General features: G+C 43.8%; 17 protein-coding genes. 6 read left to right on the top strand and 11 right to left on the bottom strand.

Translation table 11 applies throughout. The annotated features are described in order from the left end of the window. Positions 1 to 24: 24 nt before the first annotated feature. The gene (locus ACWNM1_RS11915; protein WP_042128412.1) at positions 25 to 540 is read left to right on the top strand and encodes a hypothetical protein; all 516 of its coding nucleotides are present in this window, start codon (positions 25 to 27) and stop codon (positions 538 to 540) included. 74 nt (positions 541 to 614) lie between these two features. Here the strand turns inward: ACWNM1_RS11915 and ACWNM1_RS11910 are convergent, their stop codons facing one another. Then, positions 615 to 932 (bottom strand): HesB/YadR/YfhF family protein, encoded by a 318-nt coding sequence (locus tag ACWNM1_RS11910; protein ID WP_042188934.1) that lies wholly within the window; start codon positions 930 to 932, stop codon positions 615 to 617. Between the two features lie 544 nt (positions 933 to 1476). Between ACWNM1_RS11910 and ACWNM1_RS11905 the strand changes: the two genes are divergently transcribed. The 3 genes from ACWNM1_RS11905 (at position 1477) to ACWNM1_RS11895 (ending at position 6706) form a co-directional block, all read left to right on the top strand. Beyond that, positions 1477 to 3225, top strand: coding sequence for an ABC transporter ATP-binding protein (locus ACWNM1_RS11905; RefSeq protein WP_449601086.1), 1749 nt, complete (start codon positions 1477 to 1479; stop codon positions 3223 to 3225). Positions 3226 to 3272: 47 nt separating this feature from the next. Further along, positions 3273 to 5360, top strand: a complete 2088-nt coding sequence (locus ACWNM1_RS11900) for an ABC transporter ATP-binding protein (protein ID WP_449601085.1) — start codon at positions 3273 to 3275, stop codon at positions 5358 to 5360. 107 nt (positions 5361 to 5467) lie between these two features. Continuing rightward, positions 5468 to 6706 carry a winged helix-turn-helix domain-containing protein gene (locus tag ACWNM1_RS11895; RefSeq protein ID WP_449601084.1) on the top strand — a complete coding sequence of 413 codons (1239 nt, stop codon included), beginning with the start codon at positions 5468 to 5470 and terminating at the stop codon, positions 6704 to 6706. Here the strand turns inward: ACWNM1_RS11895 and ACWNM1_RS11890 are convergent. The 3 genes from ACWNM1_RS11890 to ACWNM1_RS11880 form a co-directional block, all read right to left on the bottom strand. Beyond that, entirely contained in the window at positions 6698 to 7162 is a 465-nt protein-coding gene (locus tag ACWNM1_RS11890) for a hypothetical protein (protein WP_042188942.1), read from the bottom strand. The two genes, ACWNM1_RS11895 and ACWNM1_RS11890, sit on opposite strands and share 9 nt — an antisense overlap. A 241-nt stretch (positions 7163 to 7403) precedes the next feature. After that, positions 7404 to 7751 carry a four-helix bundle copper-binding protein gene (locus tag ACWNM1_RS11885; protein ID WP_042128424.1) on the bottom strand — a complete coding sequence of 116 codons (348 nt, stop codon included), beginning with the start codon at positions 7749 to 7751 and terminating at the stop codon, positions 7404 to 7406. Between the two features lie 94 nt (positions 7752 to 7845). Then, positions 7846 to 8871: a CobW family GTP-binding protein gene (locus ACWNM1_RS11880; protein WP_449601083.1), complete on the bottom strand. Its 1026-nt coding sequence runs from the start codon at positions 8869 to 8871 to the stop codon at positions 7846 to 7848. A gap of 172 nt (positions 8872 to 9043) precedes the next feature. On the opposite strand from ACWNM1_RS11880, the gene ACWNM1_RS11875 reads away from it, so the two are divergent. Next, entirely contained in the window at positions 9044 to 9556 is a 513-nt protein-coding gene (locus tag ACWNM1_RS11875; protein WP_449601082.1) for a MogA/MoaB family molybdenum cofactor biosynthesis protein, read from the top strand. Between the two features lie 606 nt (positions 9557 to 10162). On the opposite strand, the gene ACWNM1_RS11870 is transcribed toward ACWNM1_RS11875, so the two are convergent. From ACWNM1_RS11870 to ACWNM1_RS11860, 3 genes are all read right to left on the bottom strand, one after another. Then, entirely contained in the window at positions 10163 to 10876 is a 714-nt protein-coding gene (locus tag ACWNM1_RS11870) for a hypothetical protein (protein WP_449601081.1), read from the bottom strand. A 492-nt stretch (positions 10877 to 11368) separates the two neighbouring features. Beyond that, entirely contained in the window at positions 11369 to 13675 is a 2307-nt protein-coding gene (locus ACWNM1_RS11865; RefSeq protein ID WP_449601080.1) for a thiamine pyrophosphate-dependent enzyme, read from the bottom strand. A 25-nt stretch (positions 13676 to 13700) separates the two neighbouring features. Continuing rightward, positions 13701 to 14711 carry a 2-oxoacid:acceptor oxidoreductase family protein gene (locus ACWNM1_RS11860; RefSeq protein ID WP_449601079.1) on the bottom strand — a complete coding sequence of 337 codons (1011 nt, stop codon included), beginning with the start codon at positions 14709 to 14711 and terminating at the stop codon, positions 13701 to 13703. 322 nt (positions 14712 to 15033) lie between these two features. On the opposite strand from ACWNM1_RS11860, the gene ACWNM1_RS11855 reads away from it, so the two are divergent. Continuing rightward, positions 15034 to 16377, top strand: coding sequence for an amino acid permease (locus ACWNM1_RS11855; protein WP_449601078.1), 1344 nt, complete (start codon positions 15034 to 15036; stop codon positions 16375 to 16377). A 94-nt stretch (positions 16378 to 16471) separates the two neighbouring features. Here ACWNM1_RS11855 and ACWNM1_RS11850 read toward each other — a convergent pair whose 3' ends face one another. The 4 genes from ACWNM1_RS11850 to ACWNM1_RS11835 all read right to left on the bottom strand — a co-directional run bounded on the left by ACWNM1_RS11850 (position 16472) and on the right by ACWNM1_RS11835 (position 20116). Continuing rightward, positions 16472 to 17176 carry a DUF6273 domain-containing protein gene (locus tag ACWNM1_RS11850; RefSeq protein ID WP_449601077.1) on the bottom strand — a complete coding sequence of 235 codons (705 nt, stop codon included), beginning with the start codon at positions 17174 to 17176 and terminating at the stop codon, positions 16472 to 16474. A gap of 95 nt (positions 17177 to 17271) precedes the next feature. Further along, positions 17272 to 18723, bottom strand: a complete 1452-nt coding sequence (locus ACWNM1_RS11845; RefSeq protein WP_076283476.1) for a nicotinate phosphoribosyltransferase — start codon at positions 18721 to 18723, stop codon at positions 17272 to 17274. A gap of 52 nt (positions 18724 to 18775) precedes the next feature. Beyond that, complete coding sequence (locus tag ACWNM1_RS11840) at positions 18776 to 19315, bottom strand: cysteine hydrolase family protein (protein ID WP_449601076.1); 540 nt, start codon at positions 19313 to 19315, stop codon at positions 18776 to 18778. A gap of 30 nt (positions 19316 to 19345) precedes the next feature. Beyond that, the gene (locus ACWNM1_RS11835; protein ID WP_042128449.1) at positions 19346 to 20116 is read right to left on the bottom strand and encodes an NUDIX domain-containing protein; all 771 of its coding nucleotides are present in this window, start codon (positions 20114 to 20116) and stop codon (positions 19346 to 19348) included. Positions 20117 to 20170 lie beyond the last annotated feature (54 nt).

Raw genomic sequence — 20170 nt, 5'->3', positions numbered from 1 at the left:
TACCCGAACTTCAGGAGGATAAAGATGTCTAGACAATTTGTGACGGAAGCCGTCATGATGGCGATTTACGGCCAGCTTCTCATATCGAGCAGCCCTGTAGAATATATAGTGCCTTATACGACCGTGATGGAATTATACGAACTGCGGGACAGTGATGATCCGTTAATGAACCGTCCAGATGATGACAAGCATGTCAAACTCAAGATTGGTGAGCTCATTGCCTATTTTGAAGAGCCACTTAATGCTAAAAAAATTAACCGCTGTCTGGCCGTTCCTTGGGCAAAAAGCTCTGGTATTCTACTAGGCGGACAATCAAAGATTACCATTATTAACAGCATGGATACCGCTGTCTACGGCGAAACGTTCGATCCTATCGAAACGGAGCTTCTATTGTCCTCACAACGTGAGAAGGTGCCTATTCTTACAGATCAATTCGAGCTGATTCAACGCATTATTGAAGGTGGAGTCCCTGTTCAAGTATACGACATTGACGATTTCGATTTTGCTATGGAGGAAGAAACGTTTCGCAATTCGCACTGATTATATCAACACTAGAAAAAGCCCTGCCTTTTGGCAAGGGCTTTTCACATTAGTAAAAAACAAAATTAAGACATTTATACCTGTACTCCGCCAGGCACCGATTTGGCTTCATACTTATATTCAATGTCATCGTCTGCCTCAGAATACACAATAGTTAAGCCGTAGCCTTCCATATACCATAAGTCCTGCTCTTCCATGTAGAACACAATACCATCTTGTTCAACTTGTATTGCCGGACGTCCTGGTGCCTCCGTCCCGATACCCAGTGAGAAACCAGGGTGAAGTCCACCTCCCGAGCTATAGCGGGGAAATAAACGAATATAGTCTCCATTCTTAAGATCCAGTTCTCTTTTAAACCAAGCTGCCGCTGCTTGACTAATTTCCATGTTCATCTCTCTCAGCTCCTTTGTATAGTCTAATCATACTGAAAATGAATCGATATTCAAATACCTTTATACAATTAATGTTTTCCCAAGCTCCTCAAAAATTAGTTTGACAACTTTGCGAAGCGAGTGATAAACTCTGAACATAACTAACGGTCTACTAGTTATTACCAAAATATTATTAAATCAATGAAAGGGGTGAGCGCGGTGTTTACGAAGTTACAGCCATATCATATCACTATTGTTAGAATTTCAAATCAACTGAATACCGAAGCAGCCCAAGTGGTGAAACCATCCTGAAGTTCCCTGCGAGTGTAATTGATCGTATAACTTTAGTTCTTGAAGGTCTCTCACATGCCTGGTGCTGTATAGCACCGTGCGCATGATAGCTGTAAATTACAGGCATATCGTCCGTTTTCGGATGATGTGCCTTTTTTGTCGGTTGTCATCTTTGAAGGACGACAACGTCGTTTTTTCTTGGCTGTTGAGATAACCACTTGCGCTTTTTTCCAACATCACAGCTAGTACTTTAACTCGAAAGGAAGGGATTTACTTGTTCTCCGTTCTCCGTAATCTCGGCTGGTTCTTTCGCCGAGAAAAAAGGCGTTACCTGATTGGCCTTATCTTACTTATTGGTGTAGGTGTTCTTGAATTATTCCCCCCACGTCTGCTAGGCAATGCCATTGACGACATAGTACGCGGTTCTATTACTACAGCATCGTTAGCCAAGTACATCGGTATGATCCTCATTTTGTTGCTAGTCATTTATTGGATTACCTACATATGGATGCACAAATTATTCGGAGGCTCCAACCTCGTAGAGCGCCTGCTGCGCTCGAGATTTATGAATCATTTGATGACCATGACCCCGTCGTTTTTCGAACGCAATAGAACCGGCGACCTGATGGCTCGGGCAACCAATGATATCAGAGCTGTCTCAGCTACCGTTGGATTCGGGATGCTCACCCTGGTGGATTCTACAATTTACCTCACTGTCGTACTATTCGCAATGGGTTTTCTTGTCAGCTGGAAGCTGACACTTGCAGCAGTCTTACCATTACCACTAATTGCAATAGCTATGATTTTTTATGGTAAAGCGATCCATGATCGTTACAGCTTAGCTCAAGATGCGTTCGGAGATATGAACGATCAGGTTCTCGAGTCTGTCTCAGGTGTGCGAGTTATCCGTGCTTATGTACAAGAAAGACTCGATGAGAAACGATTCTCGGATATTACAGAAGATGTATACAACAAGAACATGGCCGTCGCTCGTGTGGATGCCTTCTTCGAACCGACGATTCGGTTCTGCGTAGGGCTCAGCTACATTATCGGTCTTACCTATGGAATTTATCTTGTGTTCCGTAATCAGATCACCCTAGGGGATCTTGTCTCCTTTAATATGTACCTCGGAATGATCGTTTGGCCGATGTTCGCTATTGGAGAGCTTATTAACATCATGCAACGTGGTGGCGCTTCTCTCGAACGTATTGATGAGACGCTAAACTCCAAAGCGGATGTTCAAAGTGCGGCCAATCCGGTTCAAGTTGCAAATCCTACCCGAATTGAACTTAACGATGTGACCTTCCGTTATCCTTCATCGACGATTGACAATCTAAGCAATGTCAGTCTGACCTTAAACCAAGGGCAAACACTAGGTGTAGTCGGTCGTACAGGAAGCGGTAAATCAACGCTCCTCAAACAGCTGCTTCGTGAATATCCGACAGGTAATGGTGAAATTCTCATCTCTGGAGTTCCAATTCAACAGATTTCATTGGATCAGCTACACAGCTGGATGGGTTATGTTCCTCAAGAACAGATCCTGTTCTCCAAATCAGTACGTCAGAATATTCAATTTGGTCTAGACAACGCGGATGACGATACGATCATGAAAGCAATCACAGCTGCTGCCTTCCAAAATGACTTAGGAACATTATCCGATGGTTTAGATACGTTGGTTGGTGAACGTGGAGTATCCTTATCCGGTGGACAAAAACAACGTGTATCCTTATCCAGAGCCTTTATCGCAAATCCAGATGTACTGATTCTGGACGATGCCTTATCCGCTGTTGACGCTCGTACTGAAGCTCAGATCATTGAGAATATTCGCCAAGAGCGTTCGGGAAAGACTACATTGATCTCTACGCACCGCCTCTCTGCTGTTCAACATGCCGACATGATCATCGTACTTGATAACGGACATATCGTTGAACGTGGTACGCATCAAGAACTGCTGGATATGAATGGCTGGTACCGCGAGCAGTATGACCGGCAGCAAGTAGAGAATAATTTATCGAATGATTAAAAGACATACTAGCTATGACTAAGCAAAACTTTTAGGAGGTGTCACCGTTGACAAAGAGTACAGGCAAACGCCTGCTTGAATACGCATTGACCGCAAAAAAAACCTTTATCGCAGCCCTTCTACTCCTCTCCATCGGGGTAGCGGCTGAACTAGCAGGTCCATTTATTGCCAAAAGCATGATTGACAATCATATGTTGGCCATCGAAAAGCCTTATTTTAGTACTACCTCACCAGATGAGGCGGTTCAGTATAACAACGCTTATTACAAACGCGGAGACCGTTTTGAACCCGGGGAAGCTAAGGGTCAAGAAATTCGCATTCTTCAATCGGGACGAAGCTTCTACTTTATCAATGAAGCCGTAACACAGTCCGATGGTGAGAGAAAGTTCAGTAATGGTGAAATGCATATCACGCGCGGCCAGGATGAAGCCATCTATCCTGCGGTTAAACTTTCAGCGGATGAACTGTTTGATTTTTACAAACCTGAGCTTCCTGGTATTTATCAGCTGGTCGGTTTGTACGCTATCTTCCTGGTCATCTCGATCTTTGCCGAATTCGGTAAAACCTATTGGCTGCAATCTTCGGCGAATCAGGTAATCCGAAAACTACGAACAGATGTGTATGCGCATATCCAGCGACTTCCGGTTTACTTTTTTGACAACTTGCCAGCAGGTAAGGTAGTGTCACGTGTAACTAATGATACCGAGGCGATTAAGGATCTATTTATTGCCGTTCTCTCTAATTTCAGTACTGGTATTATTAATATTACTGGTGTATACATCGCCTTGTTCTTGCTCGATGTTCGGCTAGGTCTGATCAGCTTGTTCATCATCCCGATTCTTATTCTTTGGATCGTGCTCTACCGCAAAATCGCTACAAAATACAATACGATCATTCGCTCACGTCTGAGTGAGATCAACGCTATCATTAATGAATCGATTCAAGGAATGTCCATTGTTCGTATATTCCGCCGTCAGAAGCAGCTTGGTGAAGAATTTGAGCATCTGAACGATGACTATTTGAAATATCAGAATAAAATGCTGAATCTGAATGCCTTTACCTCCCACAACCTGGTGAACTCTCTACGCAGTCTCTCTTTTGTGATGGTGCTTTGGTATTTCGGACATGGCAGTATTACGGGTTCTACATTTGTATCTTTAGGTGTTCTATACGCCTTCGTCGATGTGCTTGGACGTTTGTTCCAACCGATTACAGGTATGGTGAATCAGCTTGCAAATCTCGACACTTCTATGGTGTCTGCGGGTCGTGTGTTTACTCTTATGGATGAGCCTGGGGAGAATGTTACCGATGGTTCCATGCCGCGCTATAAAGGAAAAGTGGAGTTTAAGAACGTCTCTTTTGCTTATAAAAAAGACTTCGTCCTTCGCGATATTTCCTTTGAAGCACGTCCAGGCGAAACTGTTGCTCTAGTAGGTCACACCGGTTCCGGAAAAAGCTCGATAATTAACTTATTATTCCGGTTCTATGATCCACAGAAAGGTGAAATCACGATTGATGGCCAGAAGGTTACAGATATTCCGAAGCAATGGCTACGCAATCACATGGGGATTGTTCTTCAAGACCCTTACCTCTTCACTGGTACTATTGCTTCCAATGTCAGCCTGGGGGATGAACGAATCTCACGCGAACGGGTTGAACGGGCTTTACGGGAAGTCGGAGCAGATAAATTGCTGGCCCACCTTCCTCAAGGTTTTGATGAACCGGTTATTGAAAAGGGGAGCACCCTTTCTGCAGGTCAGCGGCAATTGATTTCGTTTGCCAGAGCGCTCTCCTTCGACCCAGCTATTCTGATTCTTGATGAAGCTACCTCAAATATCGACACGGAGACAGAAAGCGTCATTCAAGATGCATTAGAAGTCCTCAAAAAAGGACGCACCACATTCATCATCGCACACCGTCTTTCCACGATTCGCAGTGCAGATCAGATTCTTGTTCTGCATCATGGTGAGATTGTAGAGCGCGGTAGCCACGATGAGCTGATGGCACTCGGCGGTAGATACTTCCGGATGTACCAGCTACAAGTAGGTGCTGGTTCTAACAGCATAGATAATAACAATGGTGCACCCTCCCGACCTTCGTTAGGCAGCTTGCAACCATCGTTAGAGAAGATGTAATCGATCCCCTGAGTCACATTCAGTGATTCAGGGTTTTTCTATACTTGATATTAGAACGTTTGTTCTGTAGAATGAAAAATAATACATATAGGTGAAGGAGGCATTTGATGCGTACATACACTATAACTAAGAAGCAAGCCCGACTTTTTCTCCTGGCTCACCAAAAGTTAACTAGGAGCGCTCTCCCTGCAGGTAAACTTAGTATTTATGATTATGTTCGTCACGTAGGCTGTATCCAATATGATCCGCTTAACATCGCAGGCCATAACCATGAGCTTGTCCTCCAAGCACGAGTTCCCGGTTTCACACCTGAGCAAGCCCAAGAGCTACTATATCAAGACCGACTTCTAATAGATGGCTGGGACAAGAACATGTCCATTTATTGTACAGAGGACTGGCCTTATTTTAAACGCAGAAGAGAGGCATCAGCCACACACCATCGGGCCAATGAGCCAGTAATGGCTACAGTAGAACAGGTTCGTGAAGAGCTATTAAAGCGCGGTCCCCTCTCCTCTCTGGATCTAGATGGTAAGGATAAGGTGGATTGGGCTTGGGCTCCGGCTAGATTAACCCGGGCCGCTTTGGAAAGTATGTACTTTTGGGGGGAAGTAGTCGTTCATCATCGTGTTCATACCCGTCGGTATTACGATTTCACTGAACGCCTGCTTCCTCATAATCTTTTAAACACTGAAGACCCTAACCCTACTGATGAACAATTTCATGATTGGTATGTGCTGCGTAGAATAGGTAGCATCGGACTTTTATGGAATAAATCTGGCGATGGATGGCTTGGAATTTCTGGTCTAAAGAGCAAGGAACGTACTGAAGCGATTCAAAGACTGTTAATGACGGACAGTCTCAGGGAAGTTCTAGTGGAGGGTATTAAGCTTCCACTCTACATCCGTAGCATGGACGCTCTAACTTTAGAAGCTGTAATACAGCAGGAGTCTGAAGATGCTGAGAGTCATTCAAGTTATTCGTTTGCGGCTGTCTTAGCTCCACTCGATAACTTGATATGGGATCGAGAGCTGATCCGACAATTATTTGGATTTCATTACCGTTGGGAAGTCTATAAACCAGCCTTGGAACGGGAGTATGGTTATTATGTACTGCCTATATTATATAATGATCGTTTTATTGCGAGATTTGAACCAGTGATGAATAAGAAGAGCCAAACATTGAACATTATGAATTGGTGGTGGGAACCGGGTGAACACCTAACGCCAGAGATGCTTCCGGCATTAGGCGAAGCTCTATCTGCACTGTCACGCTGCGTTAGAGCTTCTAAGATTCATTTTAGACCGGAGGTTGTTGAGGAGTGCGGATTAGAAGGGTTATTAGTGTAAAGTCTCCTCTTCTAACCCCAGTTTCGTGAACATTTCTGTACAATAGCCTTGTAATTTGATCTCTAGCCTTCTTGCTTTATTTTTGAATCGTTTTAACTCCTCAATCATTTTCGCCCTTCCAGCGGGGGTGAACGTTTCTTGTATCCGTTCCTTGAAATAATCATGAACGATATGGTTACGCTGCTTCCACACTTCTTCTAGCTGAGCGGTTTCTTGCTCTGAGAAAGGAAAGTGATGCTGGATTTCTTTGATGAGTTGACCGAGTGAATTGCTGAGTTTTCGCTGATACAAATCAGTCAGATCTGCTTCAGTGGGCGTCTTCCCTTGTGATAATTTGGTGAGCAATAACAAATTGGTCAACTGCTGTTCTAGAGCTTGACCATAATAAACTGCTAATCCAAAATACGCAAATAACTCCTTGGATTGTTCACTCTCTGGTACTTGTGTATGCTTCATCTTTCCCCTCCACTTCTGTTCGGCCTGCCAGAGCTATAATAAACTGATATCATCCAGGTGATTCGGAGAAGTTTATGTTCGCTTCATATCTACTGTTAATTCTCCAGTTCCCTACATATTTCCTCTTCTAGAAACGAAATTTAATCTAGCCTTGTGCTAAAAAGAAAAACAGACCATGCTGTACATTCACAGCAATGGTCTGGTCATTTGCTTATTATATTGTTAGGTTGGGTATACAACCTTACGCGTATACTTCAACCGCATCGCTAATCAAACGGCACGCCTCAGCACATCTACGGCAGGCATCAATACATTCCTGACAATGTGTATGTATATGCTTACTGCTTTCATCTGCACAGGCTTCACAAATTTCGGCACACAGACGGAGAATTCCGGCTACAAACGGACTTTGGCGAGTCATCGCTTGTACGGCATATGAACAAATATCCGCACATTCACGATCTAGCCGCATGCTTTCACGCAGAGAAGCAAGATCATATTCTTTTAGGCTTGAGACATAGCTATAATTACAGGCATTCATACTTTCTAAACAAGCGTCAATGCACTCCTGATATTGAATTCGGGTCATAGCCTTAAACCTCCTGTATTTTTATAGGGTATGCGATACTATTAACCTACAAGATTAGGAATGAACCATTACAACTTCTGACAAGGAGATCTGATTATAGACTTCTCTTAACTATACTAGGACGAACGAAGGTACGTCCCTCCATCTCCAGTAACCTAGTGCGCAGTTCATTTGATGAGAAATGTTCGCCGATAAATACGGCAACGTCAGGCACTTCGCCTTGTGGTGTGATTTTCATAAAATCAGCTTCACGATAGGCATATTGGAAAAGAAACCGGCTGGAGGTGTCATTAAAGGTCACAATACCTTTAGCTCTATAAACATCTCGCGACAATTCCTTAACGAACTGTTCGAATTCTTCACTGTTTACTGGACGTTTAAAATAATGTGTGTACGCCATCACATGATCGTGGCTAGTATGTGTGCCACCAGTAGTGTGTTCATCTTCATCATGCATGAAGCTTTCGCTTGCGTCCTCAACCTCTTCCAGCTGTTTATCCGTAAGAACTCCACCTGCATCACGCAGAAGTTCCTCCGGTTCCACCTCACAACGCACAGTTGGCAGAATGGGTGCATAAGCGTTCCATTTCCGCAGTACAGCGTTAACCTCTTCCGCCTCTTCAGCGGTTACACGGTCAATTTTATTCAATAGCAAGACAGAAGCGCAGCGAATCTGCTCCTGCATCAAACGATAAGTTGCCCCCTGCTGTGCGCGATACAGTTCAAGAAGATGCGCGGCGTCAACGACGGTGATCAAGCTTTTCAGTTCTACTTTTTGATACAACGAAATCTCGGTTACGCCATCTACAATTTCCAGCGGATTGGCAGCGCCTGTTGCCTCGATCACTACGACATCCGGAGTCTCCTTCTTGATCAGTGTTGCGAGTTCTGTACTAAGATCACTTCGGATAGAACAGCAAATACATCCACCAAGTAGTTCAGCCATAGGGACAGTTTGCTCAACAAGCAATCCATCCAGATTCACTTCCCCAAGCTCATTCATCACTACAGCCGGGCGTAAACCCTGATTTTTCCAATGATCTAGGAGACGCTGCAGCAATGTTGTTTTGCCGCTTCCCAGAAATCCTGACAATATATACACAGGTACGACCTGTTCCATGTTTCATCGCTCCCCAGCAAATTACGGTTATGTGTAGCGAGTGTACTACATGCACGCGAAGCACGCAAGCGGCACCCATAATTCCAGCTGCATTCTGTGAATATAAGACAGCTTGTCTTTACTTCAGCCATACCCTATCATGATAACATCTATAATTTAGGAGTTGAGCCATTTGTCATCTGTTGAAGAACATCGGAAAGAAGCGCCTCAGACCGTTTCCTGCTATATCATTACTGTCTCGGACACTAGAACTATTGAAACAGATACCGGAGGCGCTTTGATTAAATCTTTGCTCGAAGAAGCCGGGTATGAAGTAATAGGCAGCACCATTATTAAAGATAATTATCAGGATATTCGTGAGCTATTGTATAAATGTGTCGACCATGCCGGAATAGAAGCTGTACTCCTGACTGGTGGAACAGGGATTTCCCCACGGGATACAACCTATGAAGCTGTTGCCTCTTTGCTAGATAAAACATTACCTGGCTTCGGTGAGATTTTTCGAATGTTAAGCTTCACTGAGGACATCGGTTCGGCCGCTATTCTGAGTCGAGCCATCGCCGGCACCATGGGAAAGACCGCTATTTTTTCTATGCCGGGCTCTATTGGAGCTGTAAAACTGGCTATGGAACGGTTAATTATCCCGGAACTTCGCCATGTTATGCGTGAAATTTACAAGCGTTAAGCAAAAACCCATTTTTAAACACAATAGACAAACAACCAAGCAGGCTTTTGTTCTGTGCGTATAATACGGTAAGTCCACACACAAAAGGAGCTGAAGGAAATGTCTGATTGTCCAAAATGCCCGGCCCAAACTGTTACAGACCCACCTAAAGTGGTTTATCAAGATCACTTCCACCCACAAGTAGTAAATGTGATTCATCCTATTGAAATCATAAGACGTCATCACTGTGTACCCGTTCCTCGCCATTGCTACACCTATTCTGTTAAAGATGTATTTGTTGATAACTCCATGATGCCTAGAGGTGGAAGATAACTCTACTTCACAATGCTATTAAAAGTCCCCTATAAATGAGAGACAGACTCGTGCTAAATGCATTGGGTCTTCTCTCGCTTTTTTCTGCAGAAAATATTTGACTGCTTGTGTATTCTATTTTCATAGATTCGCTGCTCTGTATATTTAGATTATAATCCCTGAGGCTACCGGACCCAGTTGACATTATTCGCTAGTTTTCAGCCTTTTTAGAAGAGTTTCGGACTTCAGAGTCCCAATTCCTTCGAAGAGGGCTCTTAAGACTTAGTTTAGTGATTAACCTCCATTTGTATATGATCAAGGGATTTGTGGGTTATTTATTTTCAACCGATCAAACTCAAAAATCTTCCGTAAATAGTATGGACTTGTCGTATTTTCTCTTTCAAAAACACCCATGTATCCAACCTCATTAAAAATAACGTATTCCAGTGTAACTAGCTGATCTGGGCGATTAGATTGCCAATAATAATGTAATTCTAAAGGTGCCTCATACCATAACCAATCTAAATCTTTTAGAGCTACATTTCTATGCTGGAGAACCCATATTCTGAAGGCTACATGAGGATCGTCTACAGATATTTCTGACTTTGGATTTTTATCTTTTAATTGATTTGCTGACGTCCGAAGTACATCGTTAATATCAGATTCGACGGAAAATTGTGAAATGGATTTAATCTGATTAAATTGCTCAGTATATTTATTAGCCTTCGTTAGCTCATGGATTTCACTCAAACTAATCTTAGGACCATAGAAAATAACACAGACACTAATCAACCCAAAAATAAGTGCTTTTGAAAAAAGAAACTGCTTCTTTTTTTTCATAACAATCAATCCAATGATAAAACCTACAGGAATCAGTAACCCAAAGAAATTGACGTAGAACTCACAAAGTAAAAAAGCCCCAATAATTAACACCCAATCATTTAATCTCAATGTTTTTCGCTGATCCCAATAGGACACTAGTAAAGAAACAATAAAACAAATCCAAAAGATCCAGCTCATTAAAATCACTCTTCCTCTCTCCTACATTCTCCATATAATACCACATCAAATTTGGCACCTAGAGGACTCATGCATGTCTTACGAACCAAAATTGTTACTCAGTCCTTAAAAAAGAATCCGGATAATTAGCTACATATTGAATCATGTCCTCAGAGATCTTCCATCTAAAGAAGGACGCTTTGTGAATTCTGTTCATAAGAATTTCCGATCTTCCGAACCCTTGCCCCCCTAAATCTCCTGTACAGCATCCGCATACGCAGTATTAGCGATAATAGAAACGGAAAACTTGCCTTCATGAACTACCAGCCTCCCGTCCAAAAACGCGGCGATTGCGTGTGCGCTACTCCGGTCAGCCAGTTGTTATTTTGATATAAAATATATCCAATCCAATTAACCCCATCTATATTTTGACGTATTTTATGTCAATGACAAATCTGTTCTATAAAGTTAAATACAAAATAACCCGACAGACTAATCTGCCGGGTTATGAATCAATATATTTTACAAATCAGGATGCTCATGTTTCGCTTTCAGACGATTCCAGCGACGCTCCACTTCTGCCTCGAAGCTGCGTAAAGCCGGCTCATTCTCAGGCTTCAGTAAATGACGGGTTTTGCCCATTGTCTTCAACCAAGCGGAGAGCTCAACACGTTTGCCCTTATCCTCTGGATTGTACGTAATATTCGTAGAACCGTGCTCCACTTCATATAGAGGGAAGAAGCAAGATTCAACAGCCAGCGAGACGATATTGGTACCCTCTTTATCCTCAGACATCCAGTTCAGTGGGCATGCGATCAGGATTTTACCGTACACAAGTCCTTCGTTCTGAGCGTACCATTGTGCTTTTGCCGCTTTCTTCACAAGATCCTGCGGGTAAGCTTCGGAACCTGTGAAGACATATGGAATATTAGTAGCTGCCATGATTTGCGCAGTATCCTTATGCTGTGTAACTTTACCTTGCTGATTCTTGCCAATGCTGGATGTAGATGTACGGTGACCCAGTGGTGTGGAATAGGACTGCTGAGCACCTGTGTTCATGTAACCTTCGTTATCGTACTCTACGATAATCATTTTGTGACCGCGTAGTGCAGCCCCAATTGCAGGTCCCATTCCGATGTCCATTCCGCCATCACCAGTTACCATTACAAATGTGAAGTCGTCTTGAAGCCCAAGTCCGTCCAATTCACCACGGCGTTTGCGTTCCCAGAACATTTCTACGACACCGGATAAGGTAGCAGCACCATTTTGGAACAGGTTATGAATAAACGTTGATTTATGAGAAGAATATGGATAGCCCGTAGTTGTTACCATCGCACAACCCGTGTGATAAAGCGCTACGATATCCCCTTCGATGCCTTTGAAGAACGTCTCCAGTCCCGAGAAAATTCCACAGCCTGGACAAGCGCCATGACCTGGAGCAAGCCTTTTAGGTTTCTTCGTCAAGCTGCGCAGTGGGGGTATCCGCACACTTAATTTCCCTGTTGCTTCATCCTGTTTAACCGTAATTAATCCTGTCTTCAGCGAATCAAAGTCCATCGGCTTCAATAGACGCTGTGGCGCTTTGTCCGGTGCACCTGGATTGTGACCATAGTAGTCAAATGGAACTTCAACACGGTCTGCAGCAACGGCGTTGAGTGCTAATTGGAAGAATGCATGACCATCTTCTGCGTAGAAGTCCTTACCGCCCAACCCGTAAATACGGCTAATTACCTTTGTAGTAGTGTTACCATAGGTGAACAAGGCTGCCTTGATCTCATTTACCATATTACCGCCGTGACCACCAACCGAATCCGCACGGTCGCCTACGGTGATTGCCTTAACATTTTTCAGCGCTTCAGCGATTTGCTTCTGCGGGAAAGGACGAATCATATTCGGCGAAATTGCACCTGCTTTGATCCCTTGTAAACGAAGCTGATCCACAACATCTTTAATGATTTCTGACGCAGAGTTCATCAAGAATACGGCTACTTCCGCATCTTCCATCCGATACTCTTCGATCATTGGATAGTGGCGTCCAGTCAATTCAGCGAATTCCTTAGCAATTTCTTCGAAGACTTCACCCGCATTATACATCGCTACCGACTGCTGATAACGGTTGTTGATATAATCAGGTTCGTTCATGTAAGGACCTACAGTAACTGGATTATTGCGGTCTAGTGTATCTGTGAAGCCTACCGGTGGTTGTGGGCCAACGAATTTATGAACATCCTCACGGTGAGTAAATGCCTGTACGCGACGTTTCTGGTGAGAAGTAAAGTACCCATCTGATGCTACCATTACTGGAAGACGCACTTTGGCGTGCTCAGCAAGCTTAAGTGCCATCAGATTCATATCATAAACGGATTGTGGATCACGGCACATCAGAATCGGCCAGCCCGTATTTAGCGCAAAATACAAATCAGAATGGTCACCATGAATATTAAGCGGACCAGAAATCGAGCGGCAGATCAAATTCATTACCATAGGCATCCGTGTACCAGCTTGTACCGGCAATTGCTCTAGCATGAACATATAACCTTGAGCACTGGTAGCATTAAATACACGTCCACCAGCCGTCGAAGCCCCATAACAGATTCCTGCAGAACTGTGTTCGCCATCTGATGGAATAAGCATAATATCATGCTGACCGTTCGCTTTCATGGTATCAAGAAATTGAGCGACTTCTGTCGATGGGGAGATCGGAAAATAACCCATGACATGATAATTTATTTGATGGGCAGCATAAGCCGCCATTTCATTGCCGGATTCATATAGGAATTTCTGCTCTACCTTCGTAGAGCTTACTTCTTTTTCATAATCAATAGCCACATGTGTTCCACCTTTCCTCCGTTAATTAAGCCTCAGTAACAAGATCAAAAATATGCCGGACCGTATGGCTCTCAGCGTAGTCATCTTCCTCGCGTTCGCCAGACAAAGCCGTTGTAGGACAAGCTTCTACGCATTTTAAACAGCCTTTGCAATATTGATAATCAATCCCTTGAAGGAACATTTGCGGACGTCCCTTCTTATCAGGCTGCTCATCCCAAACAAAACATAAATCAGGACATACCGTATCGCACTGCGCACAATGAATACAATCCTCTAATTTGAAATGAGGCAATAAACCGGATCTTGAAATGCTTAGATTCTTTAAAAAGCTGCTGCCAGGATTCGTAATGGTACCGCCAATAGGCTGAGTTTCATAACCTAAGGCCGAAATATCGGACCGAACGAACTCAGGCATAATCGCACCTTCAGGCAAAGGGAAATGCATGAAAGTAACTTCATTAAATCCACGTTCGAAAGTAGTTAGTGCGGATTGAACAGCCTGCGGATATTTTTTTCCAAGTGATTTCTCGATAACACCCTTCATAATTTCAGGATCCAAGAAATCGCACATCCGGAACAATGCGCCTAACATTGCCATGTTTACGCGGTTCTTCTCATCTAATGCGATCGATGTAGCATCAACAACAGCTATAGTTCCTGCCATCATGTGCAGGGAGGACTTCAATTCTTCTGGCGACTTAGCCGAGTTCACTAGCACCGTGCTATGATCATAAATTCCACTAGTCACGTTGACGGTCTTTGCCAACGCTTCATGGAATATACCCACGACGTGAGGTCGTTCTACCGGTGAAGTGTCACGAATAGGTGTGTTCAAATCACAAAAACGGATATGTGCCTTTACCGCTGATCCCTTTTTCTCAGAACCATAGGATGAAAAGCTCACTCCATTCATTCCAGCACCGACAACGCCTGCTTCTGCAAGCATTTTACCAGCTAAGTTCGCGCCTAGCCCTCCAATTGATTCCAGACGAATCTCAAAAAATCCGAGTTCGTTCACTTTTGGTAACTGTACCACCGACATAGCCCCTTTCAGAATGTCATCAGTATAATATCCTTATGACTTTTTCAAAGATTGTAACTTCATTTAGCAAGTCGCGAAGTGACAAATCTTGCATTTTCCATGTGTTACCTAAGCTTATTTAGCTACTCTTATTTAGCAATAAAATTAAAAATTAAGATGTTAAATTCATCACATTCTGCATGATAAATATCACACTCCAGTGAAAAGTCGCGTCTCTTCATAAAAATGTGTGTTATTTTTACTTTTCAACTAGTCCGTTTCAGGATAAACTGATGCTTGGTGTAATTTTTCGAAGAAAGCTTAGGAGGCATTAATTGTGAAGTCAAACGAAGCATCATTACAGAAGAAATTGCTTCCTCGGCATATCAGCTTTATGGCGATGGGCGGAGTAATCGGTACGGGGATTTTTAAAGGAAGTTCTGAGACCATAAGCATTGCCGGACCTGCGGTTATTCTTACTTATGTATTAGCAGGCCTGCTACTCTTAGTGGTCATGGGGGCAATAGCCGAAATGGCTACGGTGTACCCGAATAGGAATATGAAGGACTTCATACGTGAGGCTTTTGGAGAACGACTCTCCTTTATCGTGGGCTGGTTATATTGCTTCATGTGGTTGACCGTTTGTGTGATTGAAGTGCTGGCAGCAGGCAGCTTCTTGCAATACTGGTTACCGGATGTTCCTTTATGGCTGCTCAGTCTTGCAAGTGGCGCTTTAATTATCGGCATCAACATGATGAGTGTAGGTGGTTATGGAGAAACGGAGTTTTGGTTAGCCGGGATCAAAATCGCAATGATCATCATCTTCATTATCTTAGGAAGCTCATTAATTTTTGGACTGTTGCCTATGGCTGAGGCTACGCCTTACTTACACAACTTTACAGACTATGGTGGATTTCTCCCGAGAGGCTGGGCACCCATTTTCTCTGCCCTTCTTGTCGTCATGTTCTCCTACGGTGGGTCAGAGTTGATTGGGTTAACCTTGACGGAGACACAGGATGCAGAGAAGGTCTTACCTAAGGTTGTCAAAAGCTTCATTCTGCGCGTTATTCTGTTCTATACCTTACCAATCCTAATCATCTGTGGATTAATACCCTGGAATCAACTGAATGAGCATACAAGCCCGTTTGTTCAGGTATTAGCCGCAACAGGACTTAAGGGTGCCGATCACATCATGAACTTTATTCTGATTACAGCGGTGCTCTCAGCTGCCAATTCTGGTATTTATGGCGCCACTCGGATGCTGCACTCTATGGCGTCACAGGGCGAAGCACCACGCAGCTTGGCAAAAACCTCTGCAAAAGGTGTACCCATCAACAGTCTGAAGCTCTGTGCCGTTGTTCTTGTTATTGGTTCCTTGTTAGCGTACTTCGCCCAGGATGGATTGTTCCGTTTGCTAATGGCTGTTCCAGGCTTTGTGGTTATTCTCGTATGGATCAGCATTTGTATGTCACAACTTAAACTGAGAAAATCTTATCCGAAAGAACCAACCTTTAAGGTATGGGGATTCCCTTATATAACCGTTGTTACACTTGTTTGTTTAACTGTTATCGCGGTTTCTTTTCTCTTCGATGTTCAGAATCGTATCAGTATAGGAACATGCCTAGCAGTTCTGTTGATGCTTACGATTTGGTCGTTCGTAAAATTCAAGAAAAAGAATTAAAGTTCTAGCTCGGATCGATTTATCAAAAAGAGGTGTATCCCTTGTTCTTCACATTAGCGAAGAGAGGGACACGCCTCTTTTTAATGATTGCCACTCAAAACCGATTGTCTTTATCATGGAGATTAATTACTATAGCGGGACGGACGCCGTCACGGGCTACACTGACATTCGCATAGCTGCGAATACTGTAGCTCGGTCCGATAAAAAACGCACGCGAAGGTTTGTTTCCCTGTGTTCGCAGCCACCACCAAGAGCAGCCAACTTCTTCGCCGTCTTTGATTATATAGTTATCTTTATCCGTTTTATCATATACGTATAAGCTGCATCCATCGTGCTTTTTCATTTTAGCAAATTCCGTGCCAAACGTACGCCGTAGGTCTTTTCCGTGTATCTCTGAGAATGCTTTTATCTCATCAACGCTGAGCAAAAAAACTTTGTCCTCTGTATCTGGCGTACCCTCTCCGTTATCTGAGCAACGGGTCGTCTTTATTAATTCCTTCTCGGCAGCATTGAATGCGCTGTTATAGAATTCATCGTTTAGCCACTCGCGCAAATCACAGTCGTGCCAAGTAATATCCACGCAATCACGCCATTTAATATCTGCGCTCTTGCCGTGATACCTCTTGCATTCTAAAATGTACTCGCTCAAAACAAACAGTTCGCTACCTGAGTTATGGAGAACACGCCATTCAATCGGCAGCTCTTTACCATCCTTCGATTGTGAATACGTGCCGAAAGTAATGATTTCACCCGGCTTAAAGTTCCTGTTCGACGCAAAAGCATGCTTCCCCTTTTCCATTAAGTTCTCCTCCTTATTTACTCCCGAAAAAACAAAAAACGCGGGTACATCACTCTCCCGCGTTAACACTGTTGACAGAATTAATCCTGCAAAATCTACTCTATATCCGGTCGTATATGCTCAGCGATTAGCTGCTGCTTGCTAGTCCAGACCTTTTCACTCAAATTCACCCGATATACTTCGGGATTCAGCTTACGTTGATACTCCGGCCAGAATAGGTCCTTTTGCTCCCGATGATAACGGCGAACCTCATTCAAATCCGGCAAAGTATACACTTGAAATCCGTTAACGTATATCGGTTCTAGCATAGGCAATGCCTCGTAACGCTCGACATACTTATGCATGTATGGATGGAGCGGATTAAACAGCTTCAACCGCGCACCGTTACGTGGAGCTTCCTCTTCAGGAAAGCAGATATAATCCGCAAGCGCTTTGCCATTTTTACCGATAATCCGGAATACGTCCTTCTTGCCAGGCGTGGATACTTTTTCAGGATTGGAAGAAATCTTGATCGTCGGGATCATTTCTCCAGTAGCGGACTCAATTTCCACCAGCTTATAGACGCCACCCAGAGAGGGTTGGTCAGAGGCGGTGATCAGTTGTGTACCCACACCCCAAGTATCAATTGCTGCGCCTTGCAGCTTTAGATCCATGATCGTGTTCTCATCCAAATCATTGGAAGCAACTATCTTCACATAATCCAGGCCAGCATCATCCAACATCTTACGCGCTTGACGGGATAAATAAGCCAAGTCACCGCTATCCAAACGGATACCGACCATTTTTTTACCTTGTGCCTCAAGCTTCTTAGCTGTATTGATTGCATTAGGCACCCCACTACGGAGTGTATCGAAGGTGTCGACCAATAGCGTAACTTCGTCCGGCATCACCTTAGCATAGGCATCAAAAGCCTCCTGCTCGCTGCCAAAGCTCTGAACCCAGGAATGTGCATGTGTTCCCTTGGTCGGAATACTAAACATTTTGCCTGCCAGCATGTTGGAAGTAGCATCAAAGCCGCCAATATAGGCCGCTCTAGCCCCCCACACCGCTGCATCAGCTTCTTGCGCACGCCGGGTACCGAACTCCAGCAAGATGTCATTCGGAGCCACCTGCTTAATTCGTGAAGCCTTAGTAGCAATCAACGTCTGATAGTTCATGAAGTTCAGAATGGCTGTCTCCACCAGCTGAGCCTCCATAATGGTCCCTTCCACACGGATTAATGGCTCATCTGGAAAAATCAACGCGCCTTCTTTCATCGAATGAACGGTTCCCTGAAAATGAAACTGCAACAGTTCCTCCAAAAAAGCGGGAGCATAGTTCTCTTCTTGCTCAGACAAATAACGGATATCATCTTCGGTAAACCGCAAGCCGCCGATATAACCAACAATACGTTCTAAACCTGCGAACACAGCATAGCCGTTACCGAAAGGTAGCTTACGGAAATAAGCCTCAAATACAGCCTTCCGTTTATGAGTTCCATTCACCCAGTGAGCGTACATCATATTGATCTGATATTTATCCGTATGTAGCGCAAGTTCTCTTCTCAAGTCCTCATCTCCTAATATCTACGCTGCTATATGTGTATGTTCTGTTCTAGTATTATGCCTTAACAACGTCTGCTCCTAAACTTCCCCGGAAATGTTCTAACGCCCAAGTATGTCCATTTGGATTAAAGCTAGCAACTGCATCCTCATGCACAATAATTGCAAAACCTTTGTTATATGCATCCACTGCTGTGTGCAGTACACAAATATCGGTGCAGACCCCAATTAAATGAAGTTCAGTAATTCCACGCTCCCGCAGCTTGATTTCCAGATCAGTTCCACTAAAAGCGCTATAACGCGTTTTGTCCATCCAATAGATGGAATCGCGGTTGTGCTCATACACAGATTTCAAACTTCCGAACAACTCACGTCCTTCACTCCCTCGTATATTATGAGGAGGAAAAAGTTTGCTCTCCGGGTGGTAAGGGTCATTCTCTTCATGTAAATCCACGGCCATAACGACATAATCGCCACTTTGGACAAACTCCGACGTTAATTGGCTGATTCTAGGCTCGATATCTACGGCTGGCTGGCCAACCGGCAGATTTCCGTTAACAAAATCATTCGTAAAGTCGATCACTATTAGTGCTCTCATGAGATTAATCCCCTCTCCTGATTTAAGCCACTACGTGTAGATGGATAACAAAGGCTCATGATCTGTGAACATATAGAGCTGAGCGGGACGCTGGGAGTATTGATTTGAACTAAGCGCATTTCCCTCTTCATCTCTCACTTCTTTTAATATACCCTGACGACTACGTGTTGAAGTGATTTTACGAATAAAATTCGGTTCCTTAAATTCCGGCACTACCGTTTGAATGACTTGATAGAGCTCACTAAGGGTAAAATGTCTAGGTAAAAACTGTCTTGCGATCGTAGTCTGAAGCATTTGTTGTTGAATACGCAAATATGCATCCTTGATAATATCATGGTGGTCAAAAGCGAGCTCCAGCTCTTCAAGTGCTTCCTGCAATGTAAATAAACCTACCTCACCAGCATCATCCGAAGCTTGTCTTTGCTCCAACATCCATTCTTCTACAAGGGCAAAAAAAGCATGACTGATAATCCATCCGCGAGGGTCTCGGCCTGGTGTACTGTAAACGCCCAGATATTCCAAATGACCACCATCTACACCAGTCTCTTCTTTGAGTTCACGTGTAGCCGCAGCATAAATGGACTCATCCTCCTGACAGAATCCGCCTGGGAGAGCCCACATTCCAGCACATGGCCATTTCTTTCGTCTAATTAACATTACCTTAAGCTCACGTAAGGGAAGCGTCTTCGTGACCGTCTTACGTTCGCGTTTGGTCAGTGTAAACATTACGATGTCGGCCGGAACTCCGTCCGGTGTACGATATTTTTTGGCGTTATAGGTTTGTTCCCCATTTTCGCTCATATTTGCCCCATCCTTTTCCGAAGCTATAATTTTACTAAATCGTATCTTTAAATG

Source organism: Paenibacillus sp. Marseille-Q9583, assembly GCF_976954365.1.
This window is presented reverse-complemented; position numbering and strand designations above follow the sequence as displayed.

What these genes read in the sequence shown, in the direction of transcription:
- ACWNM1_RS11880 (WP_449601083.1), bottom strand. Translation starts at nt 8,871, where the DNA reads ATGGAACAGGTCGTACCTGTGTATATATTGTCAGGATTTCTGGGAAGC.
- ACWNM1_RS11885 (WP_042128424.1), bottom strand. Translation starts at nt 7,751, where the DNA reads ATGACCCGAATTCAATATCAGGAGTGCATTGACGCTTGTTTAGAAAGT.
- ACWNM1_RS11890 (WP_042188942.1), bottom strand. Translation starts at nt 7,162, where the DNA reads ATGAAGCATACACAAGTACCAGAGAGTGAACAATCCAAGGAGTTATTT.
- ACWNM1_RS11850 (WP_449601077.1), bottom strand. Translation starts at nt 17,176, where the DNA reads ATGGAAAAGGGGAAGCATGCTTTTGCGTCGAACAGGAACTTTAAGCCG.
- ACWNM1_RS11910 (WP_042188934.1), bottom strand. Translation starts at nt 932, where the DNA reads ATGAACATGGAAATTAGTCAAGCAGCGGCAGCTTGGTTTAAAAGAGAA.
- ACWNM1_RS11915 (WP_042128412.1), top strand. Translation starts at nt 25, where the DNA reads ATGTCTAGACAATTTGTGACGGAAGCCGTCATGATGGCGATTTACGGC.
- ACWNM1_RS11895 (WP_449601084.1), top strand. Translation starts at nt 5,468, where the DNA reads ATGCGTACATACACTATAACTAAGAAGCAAGCCCGACTTTTTCTCCTG.
- ACWNM1_RS11835 (WP_042128449.1), bottom strand. Translation starts at nt 20,116, where the DNA reads ATGAGCGAAAATGGGGAACAAACCTATAACGCCAAAAAATATCGTACA.
- ACWNM1_RS11840 (WP_449601076.1), bottom strand. Translation starts at nt 19,315, where the DNA reads ATGAGAGCACTAATAGTGATCGACTTTACGAATGATTTTGTTAACGGA.